Genomic DNA, 23,576 nt, shown 5'->3' on the forward strand with positions numbered 1-23,576 from the left:
GAACGGCCGGTGGCCGCCACCCCTCGGGGCGGCGGCCACCGGCCGTTCGTCAGGGGATGTACGGGTCAGAGCACCCGCACCGCACCCGAGGCCGGGTAGCCGGACAGGTCCTGGATGACGACGCCCTTGGAGGGGTTGGCGGCGTCGAGGTACTGCCCGTTCCCGATGTAGACGCCCACGTGGTACGCGGAGCCCTTGCCGCCCCAGTAGAGGATGTCGCCGACCGCCAGGTTGGACAGCGAGACGTCGGTGCCGACCATCGACTGGTCCTGCGAGACCCGGGGGAGGTCCACGCCGGCCTGCTTGAACGCGGCCTGCACGAGGCTGGAGCAGTCCCAGGCGTTGGGGCCGGAGGCACCCATCACGTAGGCGTCGCCGACCTGGGCCTTCAGGAAGCTGATGACGGCCGACACACTGCCGCTGGCGGGCGCCGTCACCGACGCGGAGGCGGACGCCGAGGACGAGCCGGAGACCGAGGAACCCGAGGAAGTGGCCGAGGCCGAGGCGAGCTCGGCACGTTCGGCGTCCCGCGCGGCGCGCTCCGCGGCCGCCTTCCGCTCCGCCTCGGCCTTCCGCTCCGCCTCGGCCTTCTTCTTGGCCTCCGCCTTCTTCGCCTCCGCGAGGTCCGCCTCGGCCTGCTCGGCGGCCCGGGCTGCGGCCGCGTCGCGCTCGGCGCGCAGCTCGTAGTTGGCCGCGGCCTGCTGCGTGGCCTCCGCGGACCGGGCGACCTGGGTGGCCAGGTCGGCCGTGAGAGTGGGGAGTTCGAGCGTCTGGGTCACAGGCTCCGCGGCGTTCGCCGACGCGGACGCACCGGCCACTGCCACGGTGCCGAGGAGGCCACCGGTGACTCCGGCGCGCATCGCCATCTTCGACGCGCTGCGGCGGGGCTTCCGGTGGCTACGTATGTGAGCGGTGTGGGACATGGGTACAAGCGGTACCAGGGGCTGCTCCATACCTTCAAGAAACGTGTGGTCCGCCACAGTTGTTCAATCGACCACCGAACCCCGGGCGTGTCGCCCCTTCCTGACACCGAAACGGGCATTGCGGGCTTAAATGATCAAGCCTGTGATCATGGGGTTTCGTCGTTACGCCCGAATTGCTCTGTGCTTACCATCGCTTGCGTCGCGTGGCCAAGCCCGGCTTCCGGGAGGCCGTCTCGGGTGTGGTGGAGGTCACGGAACGGTAACCGCAGGGGGCGCGTCCCGCGCGCGGGAATCGGCGGCTCCCGGCGCTCGTGAACGCGTGCACGCGTTCACTTCCGCCCTCGCGTACCACCGGTGTGTGAATGTCCGCCCCATTATCAAGACACGGTGTCCGGCGCCAGTTTGCGACGGCCCGCACTTTGTTGATATTGGAGCCACCTCTTTGACCAGCGGTGACGGACGTGATTATCACGTCTGGTGATCACTTGGATGCTTCGGGTGTGAAGATCACTGCTCATCCGACTTCATGATCCTTCGTCAGGTGGTATAGATCACAAAGCAGTTGGCGCACCCCGTGTCGCAGATCACAGAGCCGCAGGCATAGGATGCGGGGCAGTTGGGCTTGTGACCTGCTTCACATGTTCGCGATCTTCGTGGGGACGCACGGGGGCCGCGAGACGGGCGAAGCGGATGCCGGTCTGACTGAGCTCCCCCAAGCTCTCGGCTTCGCTCGAGCAGGGGGGACCCCATGCAGTCAATGCCGACTGAGAGGAGCGAGGAGCGGTGAACGCCTATGCGCCCATCCTCGTGCTGGGAGCCCTCGGGGCAGGCTTTGCGATCTTTTCCGTGACCATGGCCGCGCTGACCGGTCCCAAGCGCTACAACCGGGCCAAACTCGAGGCCTACGAGTGCGGGATCGAGCCGACGCCCACGCCGGCCGGTGGCGGGCGTTTCCCCATCAAGTACTACCTGACGGCGATGCTCTTCATCGTCTTCGACATCGAGATCGTCTTCCTCTACCCCTGGGCCGTCTCCTTCGACGCCCTGGGTGTTTTCGGGCTCGTGGAGATGCTGCTCTTCGTGCTCACCGTCTTCGTCGCGTACGCGTACGTATGGCGGCGTGGCGGCCTGGACTGGGACTGAGGGGCTTTTACGACATGGGACTCGAAGAAAAGCTGCCGAGCGGTTTCCTGCTGACCACCGTCGAGCAGGCCGCGGGCTGGGTGCGCAAGTCGTCCGTCTTCCCGGCCACCTTCGGCCTCGCCTGCTGTGCCATCGAGATGATGACCACGGGTGCGGGACGCTACGACCTGGCCCGCTTCGGCATGGAGGTCTTCCGCGGCTCACCCCGCCAGGCCGACCTCATGATCGTCGCCGGCCGGGTGAGCCAGAAGATGGCGCCGGTGCTGCGGCAGGTCTACGACCAGATGCCGAACCCCAAGTGGGTGATCTCCATGGGGGTCTGCGCGTCCTCGGGCGGCATGTTCAACAACTACGCCATCGTCCAGGGCGTCGACCACGTCGTCCCCGTCGACATCTACCTCCCCGGCTGCCCGCCGCGGCCCGAGATGCTGATGGACGCCATCCTCAAGCTGCACCACAAGATCCAGCACTCCAAGCTCGGCGTGAACGCCGAGGAAGCGGCCCGCGAGGCCGAGGAGGCCGCGCTCAAGGCGCTCCCCACGATCGAGATGAAGGGGCTGCTGCGATGAGTGACGCGAAGGCCACCGGCGACGCCGGCAAGGGGGGCGGGAAGGGTTCCGACGAGGGCGTCAACCCCGAGAAGGACCTCTCCGCCACGAACCTCCCCGGCCAGCGCGGCGACCAGGGCGAGGAGATCCGCGTCCAGCGCGGCATGTTCGGCGCGGACAACGGCGGCGACACCTCCGGCTACGGCGGCCTGGTCCGCTCCATCAGGCTCCCCGGCCCGTCCTCCCGCCCCTACGGCGGCTGGTTCGACGAGGTCGCCGACGAACTGGAGGGGGCGCTGGAGGAGCAGGGACTCCTCCCGGAGAACGCCATCGACAGGACGGTCGTCGACCGCGGCGAACTCACCTTCCACATCGAACGCGAGCACCTGGTCCGCGTGGCCCGCACCCTCCGCGACGACCCGGCGCTGCGCTTCGAGCTCTGCACGGGGGTGAGCGGCGTCCACTACCCCGGCGACAAGGGCCGCGAGCTCCACGCCGTCTACCACCTGCGCTCGATCACCCACAACCGGCTGATCCGGCTCGAGGTCTCCGCCCCCGACGCCGACCCGCACATCCCGTCGCTCGTCTCCGTCTACCCGACGAACGACTGGCACGAGCGCGAGGCGTACGACTTCTTCGGCATCGTCTTCGACGGCCACCCGGCCCTGACGCGGATCATGATGCCGGACGACTGGCAGGGCTTCCCGCAGCGCAAGGACTACCCCCTCGGCGGCATCCCCGTCGAGTACAAGGGCGCCCAGATCCCGGCTCCGGACCAGCGGAGGTCGTACTCATGAGCACGCACACCCCCTCGTCCACGGCGGGTACCCGCGAGACCACCGAGGGCACCGTCTACACCGTCACCGGCGGCGACTGGGACGAGGTCGTCGAGTCCGCGGCGAAGGCCGACGACGAGCGCATCGTCGTCAACATGGGCCCGCAGCACCCCTCCACCCACGGTGTGCTCCGGCTCATCCTGGAGATCGAGGGCGAGACGGTCACCGAGGCCCGCTGCGGCATCGGCTACCTGCACACCGGCATCGAGAAGAACCTCGAGTACCGCACCTGGACCCAGGGCACGACCTTCGTGACCCGCATGGACTACCTCACGCCGTTCTTCAACGAGACGGCGTACTGCCTCGCCGTCGAGAAACTCCTCGGCATCGAGGACCAGGTACCGGACCGGGCCAGCGTCATCCGCGTCCTGCTGATGGAGCTGAACCGGCTCTCCTCCCACCTGGTGTGCGTCGCCACCGGCGGCATGGAGCTGGGCTCGACCACGATCATGATCTACGGCTTCCGTGATCGTGAACTCGTTCTCGACGTCTTCGAGCTGATCACCGGCCTGCGGATGAACCACGCGTACATCCGGCCCGGCGGACTCGCCCAGGACCTGCCGCCCGGCGCGGTGGACCAGATCCGCGAGCTCGTGAAGAAGATGCGCAAGAACCTGACCGAGTACGACAAGCTCGCCACCGGGAACCCCATCTTCAAGGGCCGTATGCAGGACATCGGCTACCTGGACCTGGCCGGCTGCATGGCCCTCGGGGCCACGGGCCCGATCCTCCGCTCGGCCGGCCTCCCGCACGACCTCCGCAAGGCGCAGCCGTACTGCGGCTACGAGACGTACGACTTCGACGTCCCGACCGCCGACACCTGCGACTCCTACGGGCGCTTCCTGATCCGCCTGGAGGAGATGCGCCAGTCGCTCCGGATCATCGAGCAGTGCCTGGACCGGCTCGCCCCCGGCCCGGTCATGGTCGGCGACAAGAAGATCGCCTGGCCCGCCCAGCTCGCCCTGGGCCCGGACGGACTGGGCAACTCGCTCGATCACATCAAGACGATCATGGGCACCTCCATGGAGGCCCTGATCCACCACTTCAAGCTGGTGACCGAGGGCTTCCGCGTCCCGCCCGGACAGGCGTACGCGGCGGTCGAGTCACCCAAGGGCGAGCTCGGGGTGCACGTCGTCTCCGACGGCGGCACCCGCCCCTTCCGGGTCCACTTCCGCGACCCGTCCTTCACCAATCTGCAGACCATGGCGGCGATGTGCGAGGGCGGCCAGGTCGCCGACGTCATCGTCGCCGTCGCGTCCATCGACCCCGTGATGGGAGGCGTCGACCGGTGACCACCACCCCTGACTCAGTCGGTCTGGGCATGCCTCAACTGCCCGCGCCCGACTACCCGGACGACGTCCGTGCCCGGCTCGAACGCGACGCGCGCGAGATCATCGCCCGCTACCCCGGCTCGCGCTCGGCCCTGCTGCCGCTGCTGCACCTGGTGCAGTCGGAGGAGGGCCACGTCACCCGCACCGGCATGCAGTTCTGCGCCGACGTGCTCGGCCTGACCACGGCCGAGGTCACCGCGGTCGCCACCTTCTACACCATGTACCGGCGCAGGCCCTCCGGCGACTACCAGGTCGGCGTCTGCACCAACACGCTGTGCGCGGTGATGGGCGGCGACGCGATCTTCGAGGCGCTCCAGGACCACCTGGGCGTCGGCAACGGCGGGACCACCGACGACGGCAAGGTCACCCTGGAGCACATCGAGTGCAACGCGGCCTGCGACTTCGCCCCCGTCGTGATGGTCAACTGGGAGTTCTTCGACAACCAGACCGTCGAGAGCGCGAAACGCCTGGTCGACGACCTGCGCACGGGCGTGCCGGTCGCACCCACCCGGGGCGCCCCCCTCTGCACGTTCAAGGAGACCGCCCGCATCCTGGCGGGCTTCCCCGACGAGCGCGAGGGAGCGGTGGAGGCGTCCGGGAGCGCGGGACCCGCCTCCCTGACCGGCCTCCGGCTCGCCAAGGGCGAGGCCGCGCGCGTGGTGCACCCGCGGGACGGCGGACCCCACGACGCAGCCCAGGACCGGGCGCCCGGTGACGCGACGCCGCACGACCCGTCACTGGCCGAGCACCTCAGCTCGCACGACGCGCCGCAGGACACCTCGGCCTCCGACCCGGCGAACCCCGCCGGACCCACCGCCGAGGAGGGGGAGTGATGACCGTGGCGACCGAGGTCAAGGACCCCAGCCCGGAGAAGCTGCTCGCACCCGTGCTGTCGGCCTTCTGGGACGAGGACAGGTCCTGGACGCTGGACGTCTACCGCAGGCACGAGGGGTACGAGGGGCTCCGCAAGGCGCTCGCGATGACACCGGACGACCTCATCGCGTACGTCAAGGAGGCCGGACTGCGCGGCCGCGGCGGCGCGGGCTTCCCCACGGGGATGAAGTGGCAGTTCATCCCCCAGGGCGACGGCAAACCGCACTATCTCGTGGTCAACGCCGACGAATCGGAGCCGGGGACCTGCAAGGACATCCCGCTCCTCTTCGCGAACCCGCACAGCCTCATCGAGGGCATCGTCATCGCGTGCTACGCCATCAGGTCGTCGCACGCCTTCATCTACCTGCGGGGTGAAGTCGTCCCCGTGCTGCGGCGGCTGCACTCGGCCGTCCGTGAGGCCTACGCGGCCGGCTACCTCGGCAAGAACATCCTCGGCAGCGGACTCGACCTCGAACTCACCGTGCACGCGGGCGCGGGCGCGTACATCTGCGGTGAGGAGACCGCGCTGCTCGACTCGCTCGAAGGCCGCCGCGGTCAACCGCGGCTCCGTCCCCCCTTCCCCGCCGTCGCGGGCCTCTACGCGTGCCCCACTGTGGTGAACAACGTCGAGTCGATCGCGTCGGTTCCCGCCATCCTGAAGAACGGCAAGGACTGGTTCAGGGCGATGGGCAGCGAGAAGTCCCCGGGCTTCACGCTGTACTCGCTCAGCGGCCACGTCGCGAGCCCCGGCCAGTACGAGGCCCCGCTCGGCATCACCCTGCGCCAGCTCCTCGACATGAGCGGCGGCATGCGGCCCGGCCACCGGCTGAAGTTCTGGACGCCGGGCGGCTCCTCGACGCCGATGTTCACCGAGGAGCACCTCGACGTGCCCCTCGACTACGAGGGCGTCGGCGCCGCCGGCTCGATGCTCGGCACCAAGGCCCTGCAGTGCTTCGACGAGACCACCTGCGTGGTGCGGGCCGTGACGCGCTGGACCGAGTTCTACGCCCACGAGTCCTGCGGCAAGTGCACGCCCTGCCGCGAAGGGACGTACTGGCTGGTGCAGTTGCTGCGTGACATCGAGGCCGGCAAGGGTGCCATGAGCGACCTCGACAAGCTGAACGACATCGCCGACAACATCAACGGCAAGTCCTTCTGCGCCCTCGGCGACGGTGCCGCCTCGCCGATCTTCTCCTCCCTCAAGTACTTCCGCGAGGAGTACGAGCAGCACATCACGGGCGGCGGCTGCCCCTTCGACCCGGCCAAATCGACGGCCTGGGCGGACAAGCACCTGGAGGTGAACGCATGACTGTGACCACCAGTTCTCCCTCCGGGGGCGGAGAGGCGGCGGTCCCGCCCGAGGACCTCGTCACGCTGACCATCGACGGCATCGAGATCAGCGTGCCCAAGGGCACCCTGGTCATCCGGGCCGCCGAACAGCTCGGCATCGAGATCCCCCGCTTCTGCGACCACCCCCTCCTCGACCCGGCCGGCGCCTGCCGGCAGTGCATCGTCGAGGTGGAGGGCCAGCGCAAGCCCATGGCGTCCTGCACGATCACCTGCACCGACGGGATGGTCGTCAGGACGCACCTCACCTCGCCCGTCGCGGAGAAGGCCCAGCACGGTGTGATGGAGCTGCTGCTCATCAACCACCCGCTGGACTGCCCCGTCTGCGACAAGGGCGGCGAGTGCCCGCTGCAGAACCAGGCCATGTCGCACGGCAACGCCGAGTCCCGCTTCGAGGGCCGCAAGCGCACGTACGAGAAGCCGGTGCCGATCTCCACGCAGGTGCTGCTCGACCGCGAGCGGTGCGTGCTGTGCGCCCGCTGCACCCGCTTCTCCAACCAGGTCGCCGGCGACCCGATGATCGAGCTGATCGAACGGGGCGCGCTCCAGCAGGTCGGCACCGGCGAGGGCGACCCCTTCGAGTCGTACTTCTCCGGCAACACCATCCAGATCTGCCCGGTCGGCGCGCTGACCTCGGCGGCGTACCGCTTCCGCTCCCGGCCCTTCGACCTGGTGTCGTCGCCGTCGGTGTGCGAGCACTGCTCGGGCGGCTGCGCGACGCGCACGGACCACCGGCGCGGCAAGGTCATGCGGCGGCTCGCCGCCAACGACCTCGAGGTCAACGAGGAGTGGATCTGCGACAAGGGCCGGTTCGCGTTCCGGTACGCGCAGCGCCCGGACCGGCTGACCACTCCGCTCGTACGCGACGAGGAGGGCGTCCTGCGGCCCGCCTCCTGGCCGGAGGCCCTTCAGGCCGCAGCCCAGGGGCTGCTGGCTGCCCGTGGCCGCGCGGGCGTGCTGACCGGCGGCCGGCTCACCGTCGAGGACGCCTACGCGTACAGCAAGTTCGCGCGCGTGGCCCTCGACACCAACGACATCGACTTCCGCGCGCGCGTGCACAGCGCCGAGGAGGCCGAGTTCCTGGCGGCGAAGGTCGCCGGACGCGGCCGCGACCTCGGGGAGGGCACGGGAGTCACGTACACCGACCTGGAGAAGGCGCCCGCCGTCCTGCTGGCCGGGTTCGAGGCCGAGGAGGAGGCCCCCGGAGTCTTCCTGCGGCTGCGCAAGGCCTGGCGCAAGCACGGGCAGAGGGTGTACTCCCTGGCCACGTACACCACCCGGGGCCTCGAAAAGGTCGGCGGCACACTGCTGCCCGCCGCGCCCGGCACCGAACCGGAGTGGCTGGACGCCCTCGCGAGCCGGTTCGGGCTGGAGGAGGACGGAGCCGCGGCCGCCGAGGCGCTGCGCGCCGAGGGCGCGGTGATCGTCGTCGGCGAGCGGCTCGCCGGAGTGGCGGGCGGGCTGACCGCCGCCGTACGCGCTGCGGCCGCCACCGGCGCCCGGCTGGTGTGGATCCCCCGCCGGGCCGGGGAGCGCGGCGCCGTCGAGGCGGGCGCGCTGCCGACGCTGCTGCCGGGCGGCCGTCCGGCCACCGACCCGCGCGCGCGGGACGAGGTGGCCGCCGTCTGGGGCCTCGCCGGACTCCCGCACCGCCGCGGCCGCGCCACCGGCGAGATCGTCGAGGCCGCCGCCGGAGGCGAGCTGCGGGCCCTGCTGGTGGCGGGCGTGGAGGTCGCCGACCTGCCCGACCCGGCACGCGCGCGTGCGGCACTGCGCGAGGTCGGCTTCCTGGTGTCGCTGGAGCTCCGGCCCAGCGAGGTCACCGAGCACGCCGACGTCGTCCTGCCGGTCGCCGCGGTCGCCGAGAAGGCGGGCGCCTTCCTCAACTGGGAGGGCCGCGTGCGCCCCTTCGAGGCCGCGCTCAAGCCCGACCAGATGACCCGCCGTCTGGCGCCCACCGACGGCCGCGTCCTGCAGATGCTGGCCGACGCCATGGACGTCCACCTCGGACTGCCCGACCTGCGCACCACGCGCGCGGAGCTGGACCGGCTGGGAGCCTGGGACGGGCCGCGGGCCACCGAATCGATGGAGAGCGCCGGCCAGTTGCCGCGTCCGGCCACCGGCGAGGCGGTCCTCGCCGGCCACCGGCTGCTGCTCGACCAGGGCCGGCTCCAGGACGGCGACGAGGCCCTCGCGGGGACACGGCACGCCGCACGCGCGCGCGTGTCGGCCGCCACGGCCGCCGAGGCGGGCGTCGAGGACGGCGACCTCCTGGCGGTGAGCGGCCCCGAGGGCTCCGTCGAACTGCCGCTGCAGATCACGGAGATGCCCGACCGTGTGGTCTGGCTGCCGCTCAACTCCGCCGGAACGGGCGTCGCCTCCGGCACCGGGGCGCTGCCCGGCTCGCTCGTCCGCATCGGCCCGGCGCCCCTCGCCCCCGAGGACGCCCAGGTCTCCCAGGTCTCCCAGGTCTCCCAGGAGGTGGAGGCATGAGCCAGTACTTCGCCGCCGAGGACCTGTCGCTGTTCGGCCAGGACCCGTGGTGGCTGGTCGCGCTCAAGGCGGTGTTCTGCTTCGCCTTCCTGATGCTGACGGTGCTGTTCGCCATCGTCTGGGAGCGCAAGGTCGTCGCCTGGATGCAGCTGCGCATCGGCCCCAACCGGAACGGCCCCTGGGGCCTGCTCCAGTCGCTCGCCGACGGCGTGAAGCTGATGCTCAAGGAAGACGTCGTCGTCAAGCGCGCGGACAAGGTGGTCTACGTCCTCGCGCCGGTCGTCGCCGCCATCCCGGCCTTCATGGCGATCGCGGTGATCCCGTTCGGCCCGACCGTCTCGATCTTCGGCCACCGCACGGCGCTGCAGCTCACCGACCTGCCGATCGCGATGCTGTACATCCTCGCGGTCGCCTCGGTCGGAATCTACGGCATCGTGCTGGCGGGCTGGAGCTCCGGCTCGACGTACCCGCTGCTCGGCGGACTGCGTTCCTGCGCACAGATGATCTCCTACGAGATCGCCATGGGCGCCGCCTTCGCCTCCGTCTTCCTCTACTCGGGGTCGATGTCGACGTCCGCGATCGTCGAGGCGCAGGCGGACCGCTGGTACATCGTCCTGCTGCCGCTCTCCTTCGTGATCTACATCGTCACGATGGTCGGCGAGACCAACCGCGCCCCCTTCGACATGCCGGAGTCCGAGGGCGACCTGGTCGGCGGCTTCAACACCGAGTACTCGTCCATCAAGTTCGCGATGTTCATGCTCGCCGAGTACGTGAACATGGTGACGGTCTCGGCGGTCGCCACCACGCTCTTCCTCGGCGGCTGGCGCGCCCCGTGGCCCGTCAGCACCTTCTGGGAGGGCGCCAACCAGGGCTGGTGGCCGATGCTCTGGTTCGTCCTGAAGGTGCAGCTGCTGCTGTTCTTCTTCATCTGGCTGCGCGGCTCGCTCCCGCGCGTCCGCTACGACCAGCTCATGAAGCTCGGCTGGAAGGTCCTCATCCCGGTCTCCGTGGTCTGGCTGATGCTCGTCGCGACCGTACGGACCCTGCGCAACGAGAACTACGACTTCACCGAGATCGCCCTGTACGTCGCCGCGGCGATCCTCATCGTGCTCGTGCTCTCGTTCGTGGCGGACATGTTCCGCGACCGGCGCGAGGTGGCGGAGGAGCCCGCCGAACCCCCCGCTTTCGATCCCATGGCCGGTGGTTTCCCCGTACCGCCGCTGCCCGGCCAGACCCTGCCACCGGTGCCGCGCAGGCGGTCACGCCGGGAGCGGGAGCTGATTGTCAGTGGTGGGGCGGATACTGACAGTGACGGAAAATCGAGTGGGAGGGAGGCGTCCGATGGCTGATGAGCCGAAGGAGACCGAGCCGGGTTTCCAGAACCCCGTCGCCGGTTTCGGCGTGACCTTCAAGGCCATGTTCAAGAAGCGGCTGACCGAGCAGTACCCCGAGCAGAAGAAGGTCACCGCTCCGCGGTTCCACGGCCGGCACCAGCTCAACCGCCATCCGGACGGACTGGAGAAGTGCGTCGGCTGCGAGCTGTGCGCCTGGGCGTGCCCCGCGGACGCCATCTACGTGGAGGGCGCGGACAACACCGACGAGGAGCGCTACTCGCCGGGCGAGCGGTACGGCCGCGTCTACCAGATCAACTACGCCCGCTGCATCCTGTGCGGCCTGTGCATCGAGGCGTGCCCCACGCGCGCGCTGACGATGACCAACGAGTTCGAGCTGGCCGACTCCAGCCGCGCCAACCTCATCTACACCAAGGAACAGCTGCTCGCCGGCCTCGAGGACGGCATGGTCGACTCACCGCACGCGATCTACCCCGGCACGGACGAGCAGGACTACTACCGGGGACTGGTCACGGAGGCGGCGCCGGGCACGGAGCGCCAGGTGGCCCGCTCCAAGGGCGAGGTCCCGCAGGAGGGCGCCTCGACCTTCGGCGAGGACGAGCCGGCGTCGGAGCAGGTGATCCGCCGATGACGCAGCTCGCCGCGTACTCCACCTCCACCGGTGAGGCCGTGCAGTTCTGGGTGCTGGGCACCGTCGCCGTGATCGGCGCGCTGTGCACCGTCTTCATGAAGAGGGCCGTGCACAGCGCGCTCTGCCTCGCCGGCACCATGATCATCCTGGCGGTCTTCTACCTCGCCAACGGCGCCTACTTCCTGGGCATCGTGCAGATCGTCGTCTACACCGGCGCGATCATGATGCTGTTCCTGTTCGTGGTGATGCTCGTCGGCGTCACCGCGGCGGACTCCCTGAAGGAGACCATCAAGGGACAGCGCTGGCTGGCCCTGCTGTGCGGCCTCGGCTTCGGCATCCTGCTGATCGCCGGCATCGGCAACGCCTCGCTGACCCAGTTCGACGGCCTCGCCCAGGCCAACGCCGGCGGCAACGTCGAGGGCCTCGCGCAGCTCCTCTTCACCAAGTACGTGTTCGCCTTCGAGCTCACCGGTGCCCTGCTCATCACGGCCTCGGTCGGCGCCATGGTGCTCACCCACCGCGAGCGCACCGAGCGGGCGAAGACCCAGCGCGAGCTGGCCGAGCAGCGCGTCCGGGAGGGCAAGCACCTGCCGCCGCTGCCCGCCCCCGGTGTGTACGCCCGGCACAACGCGGTGGACATCGCGGGCCTGCTGCCGGACGGCACCCCGTCCGAGCTCACCGTCAACCGGACGCTGCGGGAGCGCGGTCAGATCCGGGACGTGTCGGCCGAGGCGCTGAAGGACCTCAAGGCCCTGGAGCAGCGTTCCGAAGCCCGCCTGGAGCGCACCAGGAGCGGGGAGGCGTCGAAGTGAATCCCGTCAACTACCTCTACCTCGCCGCCCTGTTGTTCACGATCGGCGCCTCCGGCGTGCTGATCAGGCGGAACGCGATCGTGGTGTTCATGTGCGTCGAGCTGATGCTCAACGCCTGCAACCTCGCGCTCGTCGCCTTCTCCCGCATGCACGGCAACCTCGACGGCCAGATCATCGCCTTCTTCACGATGGTCGTCGCCGCGGCGGAGGTCGTGGTCGGGCTCGCGATCATCGTGTCGCTGTTCCGTTCCCGCCACTCGGCCTCGGTCGACGACGCCAGCCTGATGAAGCTGTAAGGGGTCGGAAGAATCGTGGAGAACCTGATTGCGCTGCTGGTGGCGGCGCCCCTGCTCGGAGCGGCCGTCCTGCTGTGCGGCGGCCGGCGCCTCGACGCCGTCGGGCACTGGATCGGCACGGTCCTCGCGGCCGCCTCCTTCGTCATCGGCGCCCTCCTCTTCGCCGACATGCTCGGCAAGGACGCGGAGGCCCGCGAGATCGGGCAGCACCTGTTCAGCTGGATCCCGGTCGGGGACTTCCAGGCGGACATCGCCTTCCAGCTCGACCAGCTGTCGATGACGTTCGTGCTGCTGATCACCGGCGTCGGCACGCTCATCCACGTGTACTCGATCGGGTACATGGAGCACGACGAGCGCCGCCGCCGCTTCTTCGGCTACCTCAACCTGTTCCTCGCGGCGATGCTGCTGCTCGTCCTCGCCGACAACTACCTGCTGCTGTACGTCGGCTGGGAGGGCGTCGGTCTCGCCTCGTACCTGCTCATCGGCTTCTGGCAGCACAAGCCCAGCGCCGCGACCGCCGCGAAGAAGGCCTTCCTGGTCAACCGCGTCGGCGACATGGGCCTGTCGATCGCGATCATGCTGATGTTCACCACCTTCGGCACCTTCGCCTTCGGGCCGGTGCTGGGACGCGTGGGGGAGACCGGCGAGGGCACGCTGACCGCGATCGCCCTGATGCTGCTGCTCGCCGCCTGCGGCAAGTCGGCCCAGGTGCCGCTGCAGTCCTGGCTCGGCGACGCGATGGAGGGCCCGACCCCGGTCTCGGCCCTCATCCACGCCGCGACCATGGTGACCGCGGGCGTCTACCTGATCGTCCGCTCCGCCGACATCTTCAACGCCGCGCCGAACGCCCAGCTGGTCGTCACCGTGGTCGGCGCGGTCACGCTGCTGTTCGGTGCGATCGTCGGTTGCGCGAAGGACGACATCAAGAAGGCGCTGGCCGGTTCGACCATGTCGCAGATCGGCTACATGGTGCTCGCCGCGGGCCTCGGCCCCATCGGCTACGTCTTCGCGATCATGCACCTGGTGACGCACGGCTTCTTCAAGGCCGGGCTGTTCCTCGGCGCCGGCTCGGTCATGCACGGCATGAACGACGAGGTCGACATGCGCAAGTACGGCGGCCTGCGGAAGTACATGCCGGTCACCTTCGTCACCTTTGGCCTCGGCTACCTCGCCATCATCGGCTTCCCGGGCCTGTCCGGCTTCTTCTCCAAGGACAAGATCATCGAGGCGGCCTTCGCCAAGGGCGGCGCCGAGGGCTGGATCGTCGGCGGCGCGGCCCTGCTGGGCGCGGCCCTCACGGCGTACTACATGACGCGCGTGATGCTGATGACCTTCTTCGGCGAGGAGCGCTGGCGGCACCGGGCCACCGCCTCACCGGACCAGCCGGACGTGGAGCCCGCCGCCGAGCACCAGGGGGCCCATGCGGAACCCCATCCGCACGAGTCACCCAAGTCGATGACGATCCCCATGATCGTGCTGGCCTTCGGTTCCGTCTTCGCGGGCGCGTTCTTCGGCATCGGCGACCGGTTCGTGCACTGGCTGGAGCCCGTCACCGGCCATGAGCACGGGCACCCCCCGGTCAGCGCGCTGACGGTGACCCTCTCCACGGTGGTCGTCCTCCTCCTCGGCGCCGGACTGGCGTACCTCCACTACGGGCGCCGTCCCGTGCCCGTCGTCGCCCCGCGCGGATCGCTGCTCACCCGGGCCGCCCGGCGCGACCTCCTCCAGGACGACTTCAACCACGTGGTCCTGGTCCGCGGCGGCGAGCACCTGACGCGCTCCCTGGTGTACGTCGACCACACCCTGGTCGACGGCGTCGTCAACGGCACGGCGGCCTCGGTCGGCGGCCTCTCCGGACGGCTGCGCAGGCTCCAGAACGGTTACGCGCGCAGCTACGCGGTCTCGATGTTCGGCGGTGCGGCGGTCCTCATCGCCGCGACCCTGCTGATGAGGGCGGTCTGATACCGATGTCCTTTCCCCTCCTGACAGCGACGGCGGTGCTCCCTGCCCTCGGGGCGATCGCCACGGCCGCCGTACCGGCCGCGAAGCGCACCGCCGCCAAGTGGCTGGCGCTGCTCGTCTCACTGGGCACGCTGGCGCTCGCCGTCACCGTGCTGGTGCGCTTCGACCCGGACGGCGCCCGCTACCAGCTCACCGAGTCCCACGCCTGGATCGCGGACTTCGGGGTGCGGTACGAGCTCGGCGTCGACGGCATCGCGGTGGCGCTGATCACGCTCACCGCCCTGCTCATCCCGTTCATCATCCTCGCGGGCTGGCACGACGCCGACCCCCACGAGACCGGGAACAAGCGCTGGCGGCCCACTCAGGGCTTCTTTGCCCTGATCCTGGCCGTCGAGGCGATGGTGATCATCTCCTTCGAGGCCACGGACGTCTTCCTCTTCTACATCTTCTTCGAGGCCATGCTCATCCCGATGTACTTCCTCATCGGCGGCTTCGGGGACCGGGCCCACGAGCACGGCGAGGAGACGGCGGCCACCCAGCGGTCGTACGCGGCCGTGAAGTTCCTCCTCTACAACCTCGCCGGCGGCCTGATCATGCTGGCCGCGGTCATCGGCCTGTACGTGGTCGCCGGGAACTTCTCCCTCACCGAGATCGCCGAGGCCCGCGCCAACGGCTCGCTGGAGATGGCGACCAGCACCGAGCGGTGGCTGTTCCTCGGCTTCTTCTTCGCCTTCGCGGTGAAGGCGCCCCTGTGGCCGCTGCACACCTGGCTGCCCAACGCGATGGGGGAGGCCACCGCCCCGGTCGCCGTGCTGATCACGGCGGTCGTCGACAAGGTGGGCACCTTCGCCATGCTGCGCTTCTGCCTCGGGCTGTTCCCGGAGGCGTCGAAGTGGGCGACGCCCGCCATCCTCGTCCTCGCCCTGATCAGCATCATCTACGGGGCGCTGCTCGCCGTCGGCCAGCGCGACATCAAGCGGCTGGTGGCGTACGCGTCGATCTCGCACTTCGGCTTCATCATCCTCGGCATCTTCGCGATGACCAGCCAGGGCCAGTCGGGCGCCACGCTCTACATGGTCAACCACGGGATCTCGACCGCCGCGCTGATGCTGGTGGCGGGCTTCCTGATCTCGCGGCGCGGCTCCCGGCTCATCGCCGACTACGGGGGCGTGCAGAAGGTGGCCCCGGTGCTCGCCGGCACCTTCCTGATCGGCGGCCTGGCGACGCTGTCGCTGCCGGGGCTGGCGCCGTTCGTCAGTGAGTTCCTGGTCCTGGTCGGCACGTTCGCGCGCTACCCGGCGGCCGGAATCATCGCCACCTTCGGCATCGTCCTCGCCGCGCTGTACGTCCTCGTCCTCTACCAGAGGACCATGACGGGCCCGGTGAAGCCGGAGGTCGCGAAGATGCCGGACCTGCGCGTCCGGGAGCTCGTCGTCGTCGCCCCGCTGATCGCCCTGCTGCTCCTGCTGGGCGTCTACCCGAAGCCGGTCACCGACATCGTCAACCCCGCGGTGAAGCAGACCATGTCCGACGTCCAGAAGCAGGATCCCCAGCCCGAGGTGGAGGCGGCCAAGTGAGCGCATCAGCCGTCCACAGCCTGTGGACAATGGCGGCCGACCCGATCGAGAAGATCGACGCGCCGAAGATCGAGTACGGGCAGCTGGCGCCCACCCTGATCGTGATCGGGGCGGCGATCCTCGGCATCCTGATCGAGGCCCTGGTGCCGCGCAGGTCCCGTTACCACGCCCAGGTCTTCCTGTCCGTCGTCGCCCTGGCAGCCGCCTTCGCCGCGGTCGTCGCCCTGGCGGCCGGCGGTCACGCCACCACCAAGGCGGGCATCGTGGCGATGGGCGCGATCGCCGTCGACGGACCGGCCCTCTTCCTGCAGGGCACCATCCTGCTCGCCGGACTGCTCGGCGTGTTCACCTTCGCCGAGCGGCGGCTCGACCCGGTGGCGCACGGCAACCGGGTCGACTCGTTCGCCGCGCAGGCCGCCTCCGTACCGGGCAGCGAGGGCGAGAAGGCCGCGGTCAGGGCCGGGTTCACCACCACCGAGGTGTTCCCGCTGCTGCTCTTCGCGGTCGGCGGCATGCTGATCTTTCCGGCGGCCAACGACCTGCTGACCCTGTTCATCGCGCTGGAGGTCTTCTCGCTGCCGCTGTACCTGCTGTGCGCCCTGGCCCGCCGCAAGCGGCTGGTGTCGCAGGAGGCCGCGGTCAAGTACTTCCTGCTGGGCGCCTTCGCCTCCGCGTTCACCCTGTTCGGCATCGCGCTGCTGTACGGGTACGCGGGTTCCGTGTCGTACGCGACGATCGCCCAGGTCGTCGACGGCACCGTGCAGAACGTGACCCCCGCGCTCGCCGAGACCATGGGCAACGACGCGCTGCTGCTCGTCGGCACCGCGATGCTGGTGATGGGCCTGCTGTTCAAGGTGGGCGCGGTGCCGTTCCACATGTGGACGCCGGACGTGTACCAGGGCGCGCCCACCCCGGTCACCGGCTTCATGGCGGCGGCGACGAAGGTGGCGGCGTTCGGCGCGCTGCTGCGCGTGCTGTACGTGGTCCTGCCCGGCCTGCGCTGGGACTGGCGGCCGGTGATGTGGGCCGTCGCGATCGTCACCATGCTGGGCGGCGCGATCGTCGCGATCACCCAGACCGACATCAAGCGGCTGCTGGCGTACTCGTCGATCGCGCACGCGGGCTTCATCCTCGCCGGTGTGATCGCGGCCTCGCCGGACGGCATCTCCTCGGTGCTGTTCTACCTGGCCGCGTACTCGTTCGTGACGATCGGCGCCTTCGCGGTGGTCACGCTGGTACGGGACGCGGGCGGCGAGGCGACGCACCTGTCGAAGTGGGCGGGGCTCGGGCGCCGCTCGCCCCTGGTCGCGGCGGTGTTCGCGGTCTTCCTGCTGGCCTTCGCGGGCATTCCGCTGACCTCCGGGTTCGCGGGGAAGTTCGCCGTGTTCAAGGCGGCGGCCGAGGGCGGGGCGGGCGCGATCGTCGTGATCGGTGTGATCTCGTCGGCCATCGCCGCGTTCTTCTACATCCGTGTGATCGTGCTCATGTTCTTCAGCGAGCCGCGCCCCGAGGGCCCGACGGTCGCGGTGCCGTCACCGCTGACCATGACGGCGATCGCGGTCGGTGTCGCGGTCACGGTGGTGCTGGGCGTGGCGCCCCAGTACTTCCTGGACCTCGCGAGCCAGGCGGGCGTTTTCGTCCGCTGACGCACCCCTGTGTCTGTGGGGTGAGCGACGGCCCGGTCCCTTGGGAGAGGGGGCCGGGCCGTCGGCTGTTAGGACTACTGACTGCGTTCGCGTCGTGTCCTGATACCGGTCAGGTCGAGATCCACCGGGAAAGGAGCATCCATCTTCATGCGCTCACGGAAGATGCCGACGCTGGTGTAGGCACCTGTGGTCGGTTCCAGTTCAAAGGCGTGCACTACGGCGAGACCCTTCTCGTTCTCGACCCGCCAGTAGTGCGAAATGCCTGCTCGGGCGTACTTGAGCGGCTTGGTCTGCTGGTCCCGCGAAACAGAGTCCGGCGAAACTACCTCGACAGCCAGCAGGACGGCTCCGGCTGGATAGCGGGTCGTATCCGGATCACCCACCACGTCACCGCGCACCACGATCACGTCGGGCTCGGGCCGGTTCTGGGAGTCGATGTCAATGGTGAACTCGCGGTAGACCTCGAAATCGCTGGGGGCTACGGACTGGAGATGCCACTTGAAGAAGTCAACAGCGCGTTCGTGACAGGCAGTGTGCGGACGCACGAAGACCAAGCTCCCGTCGATCAGTTCCGTGTGAGGAGGCAGATTCGGAAGCTGATCGAGGTCGTCGGCGGTCCAGCCGCCCTCCGGCGGCATCGGCCAAGCAGGTGTGGACGTCTTGGGTTCGACGCTCATGAGTGCTCCCATGGGACGGAGTCTCGCCGGTCACTTCAGACTATCGGCCGGAAACGGGCAGGTCTCCCGCGTACGTGTGAACGAGCGCCGTGTCTTTGACGAGGCGCTCCGGTCCCGAGGCACCCGGCCTGTGGATAACTCCGTGCCTGTCGGTCCGGGCCCCTATCGTGGACGCAGTGGTCGAGGAACCACGGACGACCACGACGTACGGGGGACGGGACTATGAGCGGAACAGGTGTGATGACCGGAATCGAGGCGACCGCGACCGCGGGACCGGCCGGAGGCGACAGCGAGGCGCTCGCCACGCTGCACCGCGTCTTCGGCTACGACGCCTTCCGCGGGCAGCAGGAAGCGATCATCGAGCACGTGGTCACCGGCGGCGACGCCGTCGTGCTCATGCCGACCGGCGGCGGCAAGTCGCTCTGCTACCAGATCCCGGCCCTGGTCAGACCCGGCACGGGCATCGTGGTCTCCCCGCTCATCGCCCTCATGCAGGACCAGGTGGACGCGCTGCGGGCGCTCGGCGTGCAGGCCGGCTTCATCAACTCCACGCAGGACTTCGACGAGCGGCGCGTGGTGGAGGCCCAGTTCCTGGCGGGCGAGCTGGACCTGCTGTACCTGGCGCCGGAGCGGCTGCGCCTGGAGGGCACGCTCGACCTGCTCTCCCGCGGCAAGATCTCCGTCTTCGCCATCGACGAGGCGCACTGCGTGTCGCAGTGGGGCCACGACTTCCGCCCCGACTACCTGGCGCTGTCGCTGCTGGGCGAGCGCTGGCCGGACGTGCCGCGGATCGCGCTCACCGCCACCGCCACCCGCGCCACCCACCGCGAGATCACCGAGCGGCTGGCCATGCCTCAGGCCCGCCACTTCGAGGCGAGCTTCGACCGGCCGAACATCCAGTACCGCATAGTCCCGAAGGCCGACCCCAAGAAGCAGCTGCTCTCCTTCCTGCGCGAGGAGCACGAGGGCGACGCGGGCATCGTGTACTGCCTGTCGCGGAACTCGGTGGAGAAGACCGCCGAGTTCCTCACCCGCAACGGCATCGAGGCGGTGCCGTACCACGCGGGCCTGGACGCGGGGACGCGCGCCGCCCACCAGGCGCGGTTCCTGCGCGAGGAGGGCCTGGTCGTCGTGGCGACCATCGCCTTCGGCATGGGCATCGACAAGCCGGACGTACGGTTCGTCGCCCACCTCGACCTGCCGAAGTCGGTCGAGGGCTACTACCAGGAGACGGGGCGTGCGGGCCGGGACGGGCTGCCGTCGACGGCGTGGATGGCGTACGGGCTGCAGGACGTGGTCCAGCAGCGCAAGATGATCCAGACGGGCGAGGGCGACGAGACCTTCCGCCGTCGGGCCGCCGCACACCTGGACGCGATGCTGGCCCTGTGCGAGACCGCCCGGTGCCGGCGCGCACAGCTCCTCGCCTACTTCGGCCAGGAGCCCGGTACGGGGACCTGCGGTAACTGCGACACCTGCCTGACCCCGCCGGAGACCTGGGACGGCACCGTCGCCGCGCAGAAGCTGCTGTCCACGATCGTGCGGCTGAAGCGGGAGCGGGGCCAGAAGTTCGGTGCCGGGCAGATAGTCGACATCCTGCTCGGGCGGCGCACCGCCAAGGTGATCCAGTTCGACCACGACCAGCTCTCCGTGTTCGGCATCGGCGAGGACCTCTCGGAGGCCGAGTGGCGGGGCGTGGCCCGGCAGCTGCTGGCTCAGGGGCTGCTCGCGGTCGAGGGCGAGTACGGGACGCTGGTGCTCACCGAGGCGAGCGGGTCGGTGCTGCGGCGGGAGCGCGAGGTGCCGCTGCGGAAGGAGCAGGTCAAGCGGGCCGCCGCGGCGAAGGCGTCCTCGGGCGGCCGGAGCGGTGAGCGCAGGCCGAAGGGTGCGGCGGCGGCCGAGCTGGCGCCGGAGCTGGTGCCGGTGTTCGAGGCGCTGCGCGCCTGGCGCGCCGAGCAGGCGCGGGAGCAGGGCGTTCCCGCGTACGTCATCTTCCACGACGCCACGCTCCGCGAGATCGCGACCGTGCGGCCCACGAATGTGGCCGAGCTCGGGACCGTCGGCGGGGTCGGCGAGAAGAAGCTGGCGACGTACGGGGAGGGAGTGCTCGGAGTGCTTGCCTCCCTGGGCGGCTCCCCGGACGACCGCCCGGCTTCGGACGACCGCCCGGCTTCGGACGACCGCCCGGCTCCGGTGGGCGCGGGGAGCGCGACGGGCACGGTGAGCGACGCGGACGACCCCTTCGACTGGCCGGACACGGAACCGGAACCCGAGCCGGACGACTGGGCCTGAGCCGGGCCGGCCGTACGACCGGACACGGGGCCGGCCGGGGGTGGCCAGAACCGGCCGGAGGTGGCCAGGACCGGCCGGGGGCGGTCAGCCGGCCGGCCGCACCCGCCCCCTGACCTCGCCCAGCCCCACCCGCGTGCCGTGCGGGCCGGGTGCCCAGGCCGTCAGCGTCACCTCGTCGCCGTCCTCAAGGAAGGCGCGCTCGCCGGTGGGGAGGGCCAGCGGGTCGCGGCCGTTCCAGGTGAGTTCCAGGAGGGAGCCCCGCTGGTCGGGCGCGGGCCCGCTGACCGTGCCGGAGGCGTACAGGTCACCGGTGCGGAGGGACGCGCCGTTGACCGTCAGGTGGGCGAGCTGCTGGGCGGCCGTCCAGTACATCGTGGAGAACGGTGGCTCGGACACCACGTGGCCGTTGACGGCGACCGAGATACGGAGGTCGTAGCCGTACGGGTCCTCGGCCGAGTCGTCCAGGTAGGGAAGCAGGGGATGTGTGCGCTCCGGCGGGCTCACGCGGGCCTCGTCCAGGGCGTCCAGCGGGGTGATCCACGCCGAGACGGACGTGGCGAAGGACTTGCCGAGGAACGGGCCGAGGGGGACGTACTCCCAGGACTGCAGGTCACGGGCCGACCAGTCGTTCAGCAGGCACAGGCCGAAGACGTGCTCCCGGAAGGAGGAGAGGGGAACCGGGCTGCCCATGGGGGAGGGTACGCCGACCACGAAGCCGACCTCCGCCTCGATGTCCAGCCGGACGGAGGGGCCGAAGACCGGAGCCGGGTCGGTGGGGGACTTGCGCTGGCCCGAGGGGCGCGCGACGTCCGTACCGGAGACCACCACGGTGCCGGACCGGCCGTGGTAACCGATCGGCAGGTGCTTCCAGTTGGGGGTGAGGGGCTCGGTGGCGTCGGGGCGGAAGATCCGGCCGACGTTCCGGGCATGGTTCTCGGACGCGTAGAAGTCGACGTAATCCGCGACCTCGAAGGGGAGGTGGAGGGCCACCGAGGACAGGGGGTGCAGGAAGGGGGCGATCGTCTCCCGGTGGGAGGGGACCGTCACCCAGGTCGTGAGGGCGCGGCGGACATCGGACCAGGTGGTGCGGCCGGCGGCGAGGAGGGGGCCGAGCGTGGGCCGGGACAGGAGCGATGCGTACGGGGAGGCGAGGGCCCGGGCCGCGGCGCCCGCGTCCAGGACCTGGTCGCCCAGACGTACACCGACCGTCCGAGCGCCGGAGTCGGAGCCGGACCGGGAGAACACGCCGTACGGGAGGTTGTGCGGGCCGAAGGGGTCGCCTTCGGGGACATCGAAGGAGGGCATCGGGTGGTGCCTCACTTTCCGTGCTGTCCGTGCGGTCGGGAGGTGATCGGGATGGCCGCGGCACACGTTACGGCGACACGACGGATTCAGGCAGGGGCGGCATTGTCTAAAGAGTTCGCAATGTCCTGATACGGCTCGGTCGGAACAGGTAATTCCGGCTTAGCGTCCTTTGGGGGCACGGACGCGGACGGGGCGGGTCCGGGTTCGTCAGGGGGGGGACAGGTAGGGGGGACCCGTGCGTGGGGGTGGCTCGAGTGTGTCGTTGGACGTCGACCGGGGCGTGCCCGGGCTGATCGTGAAGTTCGGGAACTATCCGCTGCACCACGGCGGCGTGGGCGCGATCCGCAGTCTGGGGCGGCTCGGCGTGCCGATGTACGCCGTCACGGAGGACCGTTGCACGCCCGCGGCCGTCTCCCGCTACCTGGAGCGGGCCTTCGTCTGGCCGACCACGGGGACGGAGGAGCCGGAGCGGCTCGTGGCGGGACTGCTGCGGATCGGACGGAGAATCGGGCGGCCGACGGTGCTCGTCCCGACCGACGAGGAGGCCGCCGTGCTCGTCGCCGAGCACCAGGCGGAACTGGCGGGGCGGTTCCTCTTCCCGCGGGTGGAGCCCGGACTGCCGCGCCGCCTCGCCAGCAAGCAAGGACTGCACGAACTGTGCGCACAGCACGGGATCGCCAGCCCCGCGGCCCATTTCCCCAGATCGTACGAGGACGTCGAGCGGTTCGCCACGACCGCGCGCTTCCCGGTGGTCGCCAAGAACCGGGAGGCCTTCGTGCGGCGCGCGCGCCCCGCGGTGAACGGCACCACCCGGATCGCCTCCCGGGAGGGACTGCTGCGGCTGGCGCGGGAATGGGGGGAGCGGCCCGGCGTGATCCTCCAGGAGTACCTGCCACGGGAGGACGCCGAGGACTGGATCGTGCACGCGTACTTCGACGCGGAGTCGGCGCCGCTGGCCATGTTCACCGGGGTGAAGGTGCGGTCGTGGCCGCCGCACGCGGGAATGACCGCCCACGCGTACATCGTCGACAACCCGGAGCTCGCGGATCTCGCGGCACGGTTCGTCAAGGAGATCGGCTTCAGCGGCATCGTCGACCTGGATCTGCGGTTCGACCGCAGGGACGGGCGGTACAAGCTCCTCGACTTCAATCCGCGCATGGGCGCGCAGTTCCGGCTGTTCGAGAACGAGCCGGGGGTCGACGTCGTACGCGCCCTGCACCTCGATCTGACCGGGCGGCCGGTTCCGGAGGGGGAACAGCTCGTCGGCCGCCGCTACGTCGTGGAGAACATCGACCTGCCCGCGCTGCTCGCCTACCGGCGCAGCGGCTACACGACACCGCACGTCCCGGCCCGCGCCAGCGGTACCGAGCTGGCCTGGTTCGCGAGGGACGACCTGCGGCCGTCCCTCGTGATGCTCGCCCGCTTGGTGCGGCCGGGTGCGAAGCATCTGTACCAGCTCTGGCGGACCAGCCGCCGCGGCTCGGGCGCCGCCGCGAAGTAGGCACATCGCGCGTTCATCGTGTCCGTGTCCATCG

The 23,576-nt window shown here is 70.1% G+C and carries 19 protein-coding genes; 16 read left to right on the forward strand and 3 right to left on the reverse strand.

The window, feature by feature from the left end:
• Positions 1 to 65: 65 nt before the first annotated feature.
• Positions 66 to 953 carry a C40 family peptidase gene (locus tag IEZ04_RS17495; RefSeq protein ID WP_189217819.1) on the reverse strand — a complete coding sequence of 296 codons (888 nt, stop codon included), beginning with the start codon at positions 951 to 953 and terminating at the stop codon, positions 66 to 68.
• A 753-nt stretch (positions 954 to 1,706) separates the two neighbouring features.
• On the opposite strand from IEZ04_RS17495, the gene IEZ04_RS17500 reads away from it, so the two are divergent.
• From IEZ04_RS17500 to nuoN, 14 genes are read left to right on the forward strand one after another with little or no spacing between them, the layout of a single operon-like run.
• Complete coding sequence (locus IEZ04_RS17500) at positions 1,707 to 2,066, forward strand: NADH-quinone oxidoreductase subunit A (protein WP_189217820.1); 360 nt, start codon at positions 1,707 to 1,709, stop codon at positions 2,064 to 2,066.
• 14 nt (positions 2,067 to 2,080) lie between these two features.
• Positions 2,081 to 2,635, forward strand: a complete 555-nt coding sequence (locus tag IEZ04_RS17505) for a NuoB/complex I 20 kDa subunit family protein (protein WP_189217821.1) — start codon at positions 2,081 to 2,083, stop codon at positions 2,633 to 2,635.
• Complete coding sequence (locus IEZ04_RS17510) at positions 2,632 to 3,411, forward strand: NADH-quinone oxidoreductase subunit C (RefSeq protein ID WP_189217822.1); 780 nt, start codon at positions 2,632 to 2,634, stop codon at positions 3,409 to 3,411. Before IEZ04_RS17505 ends, IEZ04_RS17510 begins: the two co-directional genes overlap by 4 nt.
• Positions 3,408 to 4,742: an NADH-quinone oxidoreductase subunit D gene (locus IEZ04_RS17515; RefSeq protein WP_189217823.1), complete on the forward strand. Its 1,335-nt coding sequence runs from the start codon at positions 3,408 to 3,410 to the stop codon at positions 4,740 to 4,742. Before IEZ04_RS17510 ends, IEZ04_RS17515 begins: the two co-directional genes overlap by 4 nt.
• Positions 4,743 to 4,771: 29 nt before the next feature.
• Positions 4,772 to 5,614, forward strand: coding sequence for an NADH-quinone oxidoreductase subunit NuoE (gene nuoE, locus IEZ04_RS17520; protein WP_189217824.1), 843 nt, complete (start codon positions 4,772 to 4,774; stop codon positions 5,612 to 5,614).
• Positions 5,611 to 6,963: an NADH-quinone oxidoreductase subunit NuoF gene (gene nuoF / locus IEZ04_RS17525; RefSeq protein ID WP_189217825.1), complete on the forward strand. Its 1,353-nt coding sequence runs from the start codon at positions 5,611 to 5,613 to the stop codon at positions 6,961 to 6,963. The genes nuoE and nuoF overlap by 4 nt, the downstream gene beginning before the upstream one ends.
• A complete protein-coding gene (locus IEZ04_RS17530) occupies positions 6,960 to 9,494 on the forward strand; it encodes an NADH-quinone oxidoreductase subunit G (protein WP_189217826.1) in 2,535 nt (844 codons plus the stop codon). The genes nuoF and IEZ04_RS17530 overlap by 4 nt, the downstream gene beginning before the upstream one ends.
• A complete protein-coding gene (gene nuoH / locus IEZ04_RS17535; RefSeq protein ID WP_189217827.1) occupies positions 9,491 to 10,843 on the forward strand; it encodes an NADH-quinone oxidoreductase subunit NuoH in 1,353 nt (450 codons plus the stop codon). Before IEZ04_RS17530 ends, nuoH begins: the two co-directional genes overlap by 4 nt.
• Positions 10,836 to 11,477 (forward strand): NADH-quinone oxidoreductase subunit NuoI, encoded by a 642-nt coding sequence (gene nuoI, locus IEZ04_RS17540; RefSeq protein ID WP_189217828.1) that lies wholly within the window; start codon positions 10,836 to 10,838, stop codon positions 11,475 to 11,477. Before nuoH ends, nuoI begins: the two co-directional genes overlap by 8 nt.
• Positions 11,474 to 12,289, forward strand: a complete 816-nt coding sequence (locus IEZ04_RS17545) for an NADH-quinone oxidoreductase subunit J (protein WP_189217829.1) — start codon at positions 11,474 to 11,476, stop codon at positions 12,287 to 12,289. Before nuoI ends, IEZ04_RS17545 begins: the two co-directional genes overlap by 4 nt.
• The gene (gene nuoK / locus IEZ04_RS17550) at positions 12,286 to 12,585 is read left to right on the forward strand and encodes an NADH-quinone oxidoreductase subunit NuoK (protein WP_033319573.1); all 300 of its coding nucleotides are present in this window, start codon (positions 12,286 to 12,288) and stop codon (positions 12,583 to 12,585) included. Before IEZ04_RS17545 ends, nuoK begins: the two co-directional genes overlap by 4 nt.
• Before the next feature lie 15 nt (positions 12,586 to 12,600).
• Positions 12,601 to 14,547: an NADH-quinone oxidoreductase subunit L gene (gene nuoL / locus IEZ04_RS17555; protein ID WP_189217830.1), complete on the forward strand. Its 1,947-nt coding sequence runs from the start codon at positions 12,601 to 12,603 to the stop codon at positions 14,545 to 14,547.
• Between the two features lie 5 nt (positions 14,548 to 14,552).
• The gene (locus IEZ04_RS17560; RefSeq protein WP_189217831.1) at positions 14,553 to 16,124 is read left to right on the forward strand and encodes an NADH-quinone oxidoreductase subunit M; all 1,572 of its coding nucleotides are present in this window, start codon (positions 14,553 to 14,555) and stop codon (positions 16,122 to 16,124) included.
• Positions 16,121 to 17,770, forward strand: a complete 1,650-nt coding sequence (nuoN, locus tag IEZ04_RS17565; RefSeq protein WP_189217832.1) for an NADH-quinone oxidoreductase subunit NuoN — start codon at positions 16,121 to 16,123, stop codon at positions 17,768 to 17,770. Before IEZ04_RS17560 ends, nuoN begins: the two co-directional genes overlap by 4 nt.
• A gap of 74 nt (positions 17,771 to 17,844) precedes the next feature.
• Here the strand turns inward: nuoN and IEZ04_RS17570 are convergent, their stop codons facing one another.
• Positions 17,845 to 18,447 (reverse strand): Uma2 family endonuclease, encoded by a 603-nt coding sequence (locus tag IEZ04_RS17570; RefSeq protein ID WP_189217833.1) that lies wholly within the window; start codon positions 18,445 to 18,447, stop codon positions 17,845 to 17,847.
• Between the two features lie 222 nt (positions 18,448 to 18,669).
• On the opposite strand from IEZ04_RS17570, the gene recQ reads away from it, so the two are divergent.
• Entirely contained in the window at positions 18,670 to 20,736 is a 2,067-nt protein-coding gene (recQ, locus tag IEZ04_RS17575) for a DNA helicase RecQ (protein WP_189217834.1), read from the forward strand.
• Between the two features lie 84 nt (positions 20,737 to 20,820).
• Here recQ and fahA read toward each other — a convergent pair whose 3' ends face one another.
• Positions 20,821 to 22,041, reverse strand: a complete 1,221-nt coding sequence (gene fahA, locus IEZ04_RS17580) for a fumarylacetoacetase (RefSeq protein ID WP_189217835.1) — start codon at positions 22,039 to 22,041, stop codon at positions 20,821 to 20,823.
• Between the two features lie 256 nt (positions 22,042 to 22,297).
• Here fahA and IEZ04_RS17585 point away from each other — a divergent pair, with 256 nt between their 5' ends.
• Positions 22,298 to 23,542 carry a carboxylate--amine ligase gene (locus tag IEZ04_RS17585; RefSeq protein WP_189217836.1) on the forward strand — a complete coding sequence of 415 codons (1,245 nt, stop codon included), beginning with the start codon at positions 22,298 to 22,300 and terminating at the stop codon, positions 23,540 to 23,542.
• Positions 23,543 to 23,576 lie beyond the last annotated feature (34 nt).

This window comes from Streptomyces ruber (assembly GCF_014648075.1).
GTDB lineage: Bacteria > Actinomycetota > Actinomycetes > Streptomycetales > Streptomycetaceae > Streptomyces > Streptomyces ruber.

Bases quoted from the DNA above. Each gene is read 5' to 3' on its own strand.
- IEZ04_RS17515 (WP_189217823.1), top strand. From the start codon at position 3,408: ATGAGCACGCACACCCCCTCGTCCACGGCGGGTACCCGCGAGACCACC.
- fahA (WP_189217835.1), bottom strand. From the start codon at position 22,041: ATGCCCTCCTTCGATGTCCCCGAAGGCGACCCCTTCGGCCCGCACAAC.
- nuoE (WP_189217824.1), top strand. From the start codon at position 4,772: ATGCCTCAACTGCCCGCGCCCGACTACCCGGACGACGTCCGTGCCCGG.
- recQ (WP_189217834.1), top strand. From the start codon at position 18,670: ATGAGCGGAACAGGTGTGATGACCGGAATCGAGGCGACCGCGACCGCG.
- IEZ04_RS17560 (WP_189217831.1), top strand. From the start codon at position 14,553: ATGTCCTTTCCCCTCCTGACAGCGACGGCGGTGCTCCCTGCCCTCGGG.
- IEZ04_RS17570 (WP_189217833.1), bottom strand. From the start codon at position 18,447: ATGAGCGTCGAACCCAAGACGTCCACACCTGCTTGGCCGATGCCGCCG.
- IEZ04_RS17530 (WP_189217826.1), top strand. From the start codon at position 6,960: ATGACTGTGACCACCAGTTCTCCCTCCGGGGGCGGAGAGGCGGCGGTC.
- IEZ04_RS17495 (WP_189217819.1), bottom strand. From the start codon at position 953: ATGGAGCAGCCCCTGGTACCGCTTGTACCCATGTCCCACACCGCTCAC.
- IEZ04_RS17505 (WP_189217821.1), top strand. From the start codon at position 2,081: ATGGGACTCGAAGAAAAGCTGCCGAGCGGTTTCCTGCTGACCACCGTC.
- nuoH (WP_189217827.1), top strand. From the start codon at position 9,491: ATGAGCCAGTACTTCGCCGCCGAGGACCTGTCGCTGTTCGGCCAGGAC.
- IEZ04_RS17545 (WP_189217829.1), top strand. From the start codon at position 11,474: ATGACGCAGCTCGCCGCGTACTCCACCTCCACCGGTGAGGCCGTGCAG.
- IEZ04_RS17510 (WP_189217822.1), top strand. From the start codon at position 2,632: ATGAGTGACGCGAAGGCCACCGGCGACGCCGGCAAGGGGGGCGGGAAG.
- nuoI (WP_189217828.1), top strand. From the start codon at position 10,836: ATGGCTGATGAGCCGAAGGAGACCGAGCCGGGTTTCCAGAACCCCGTC.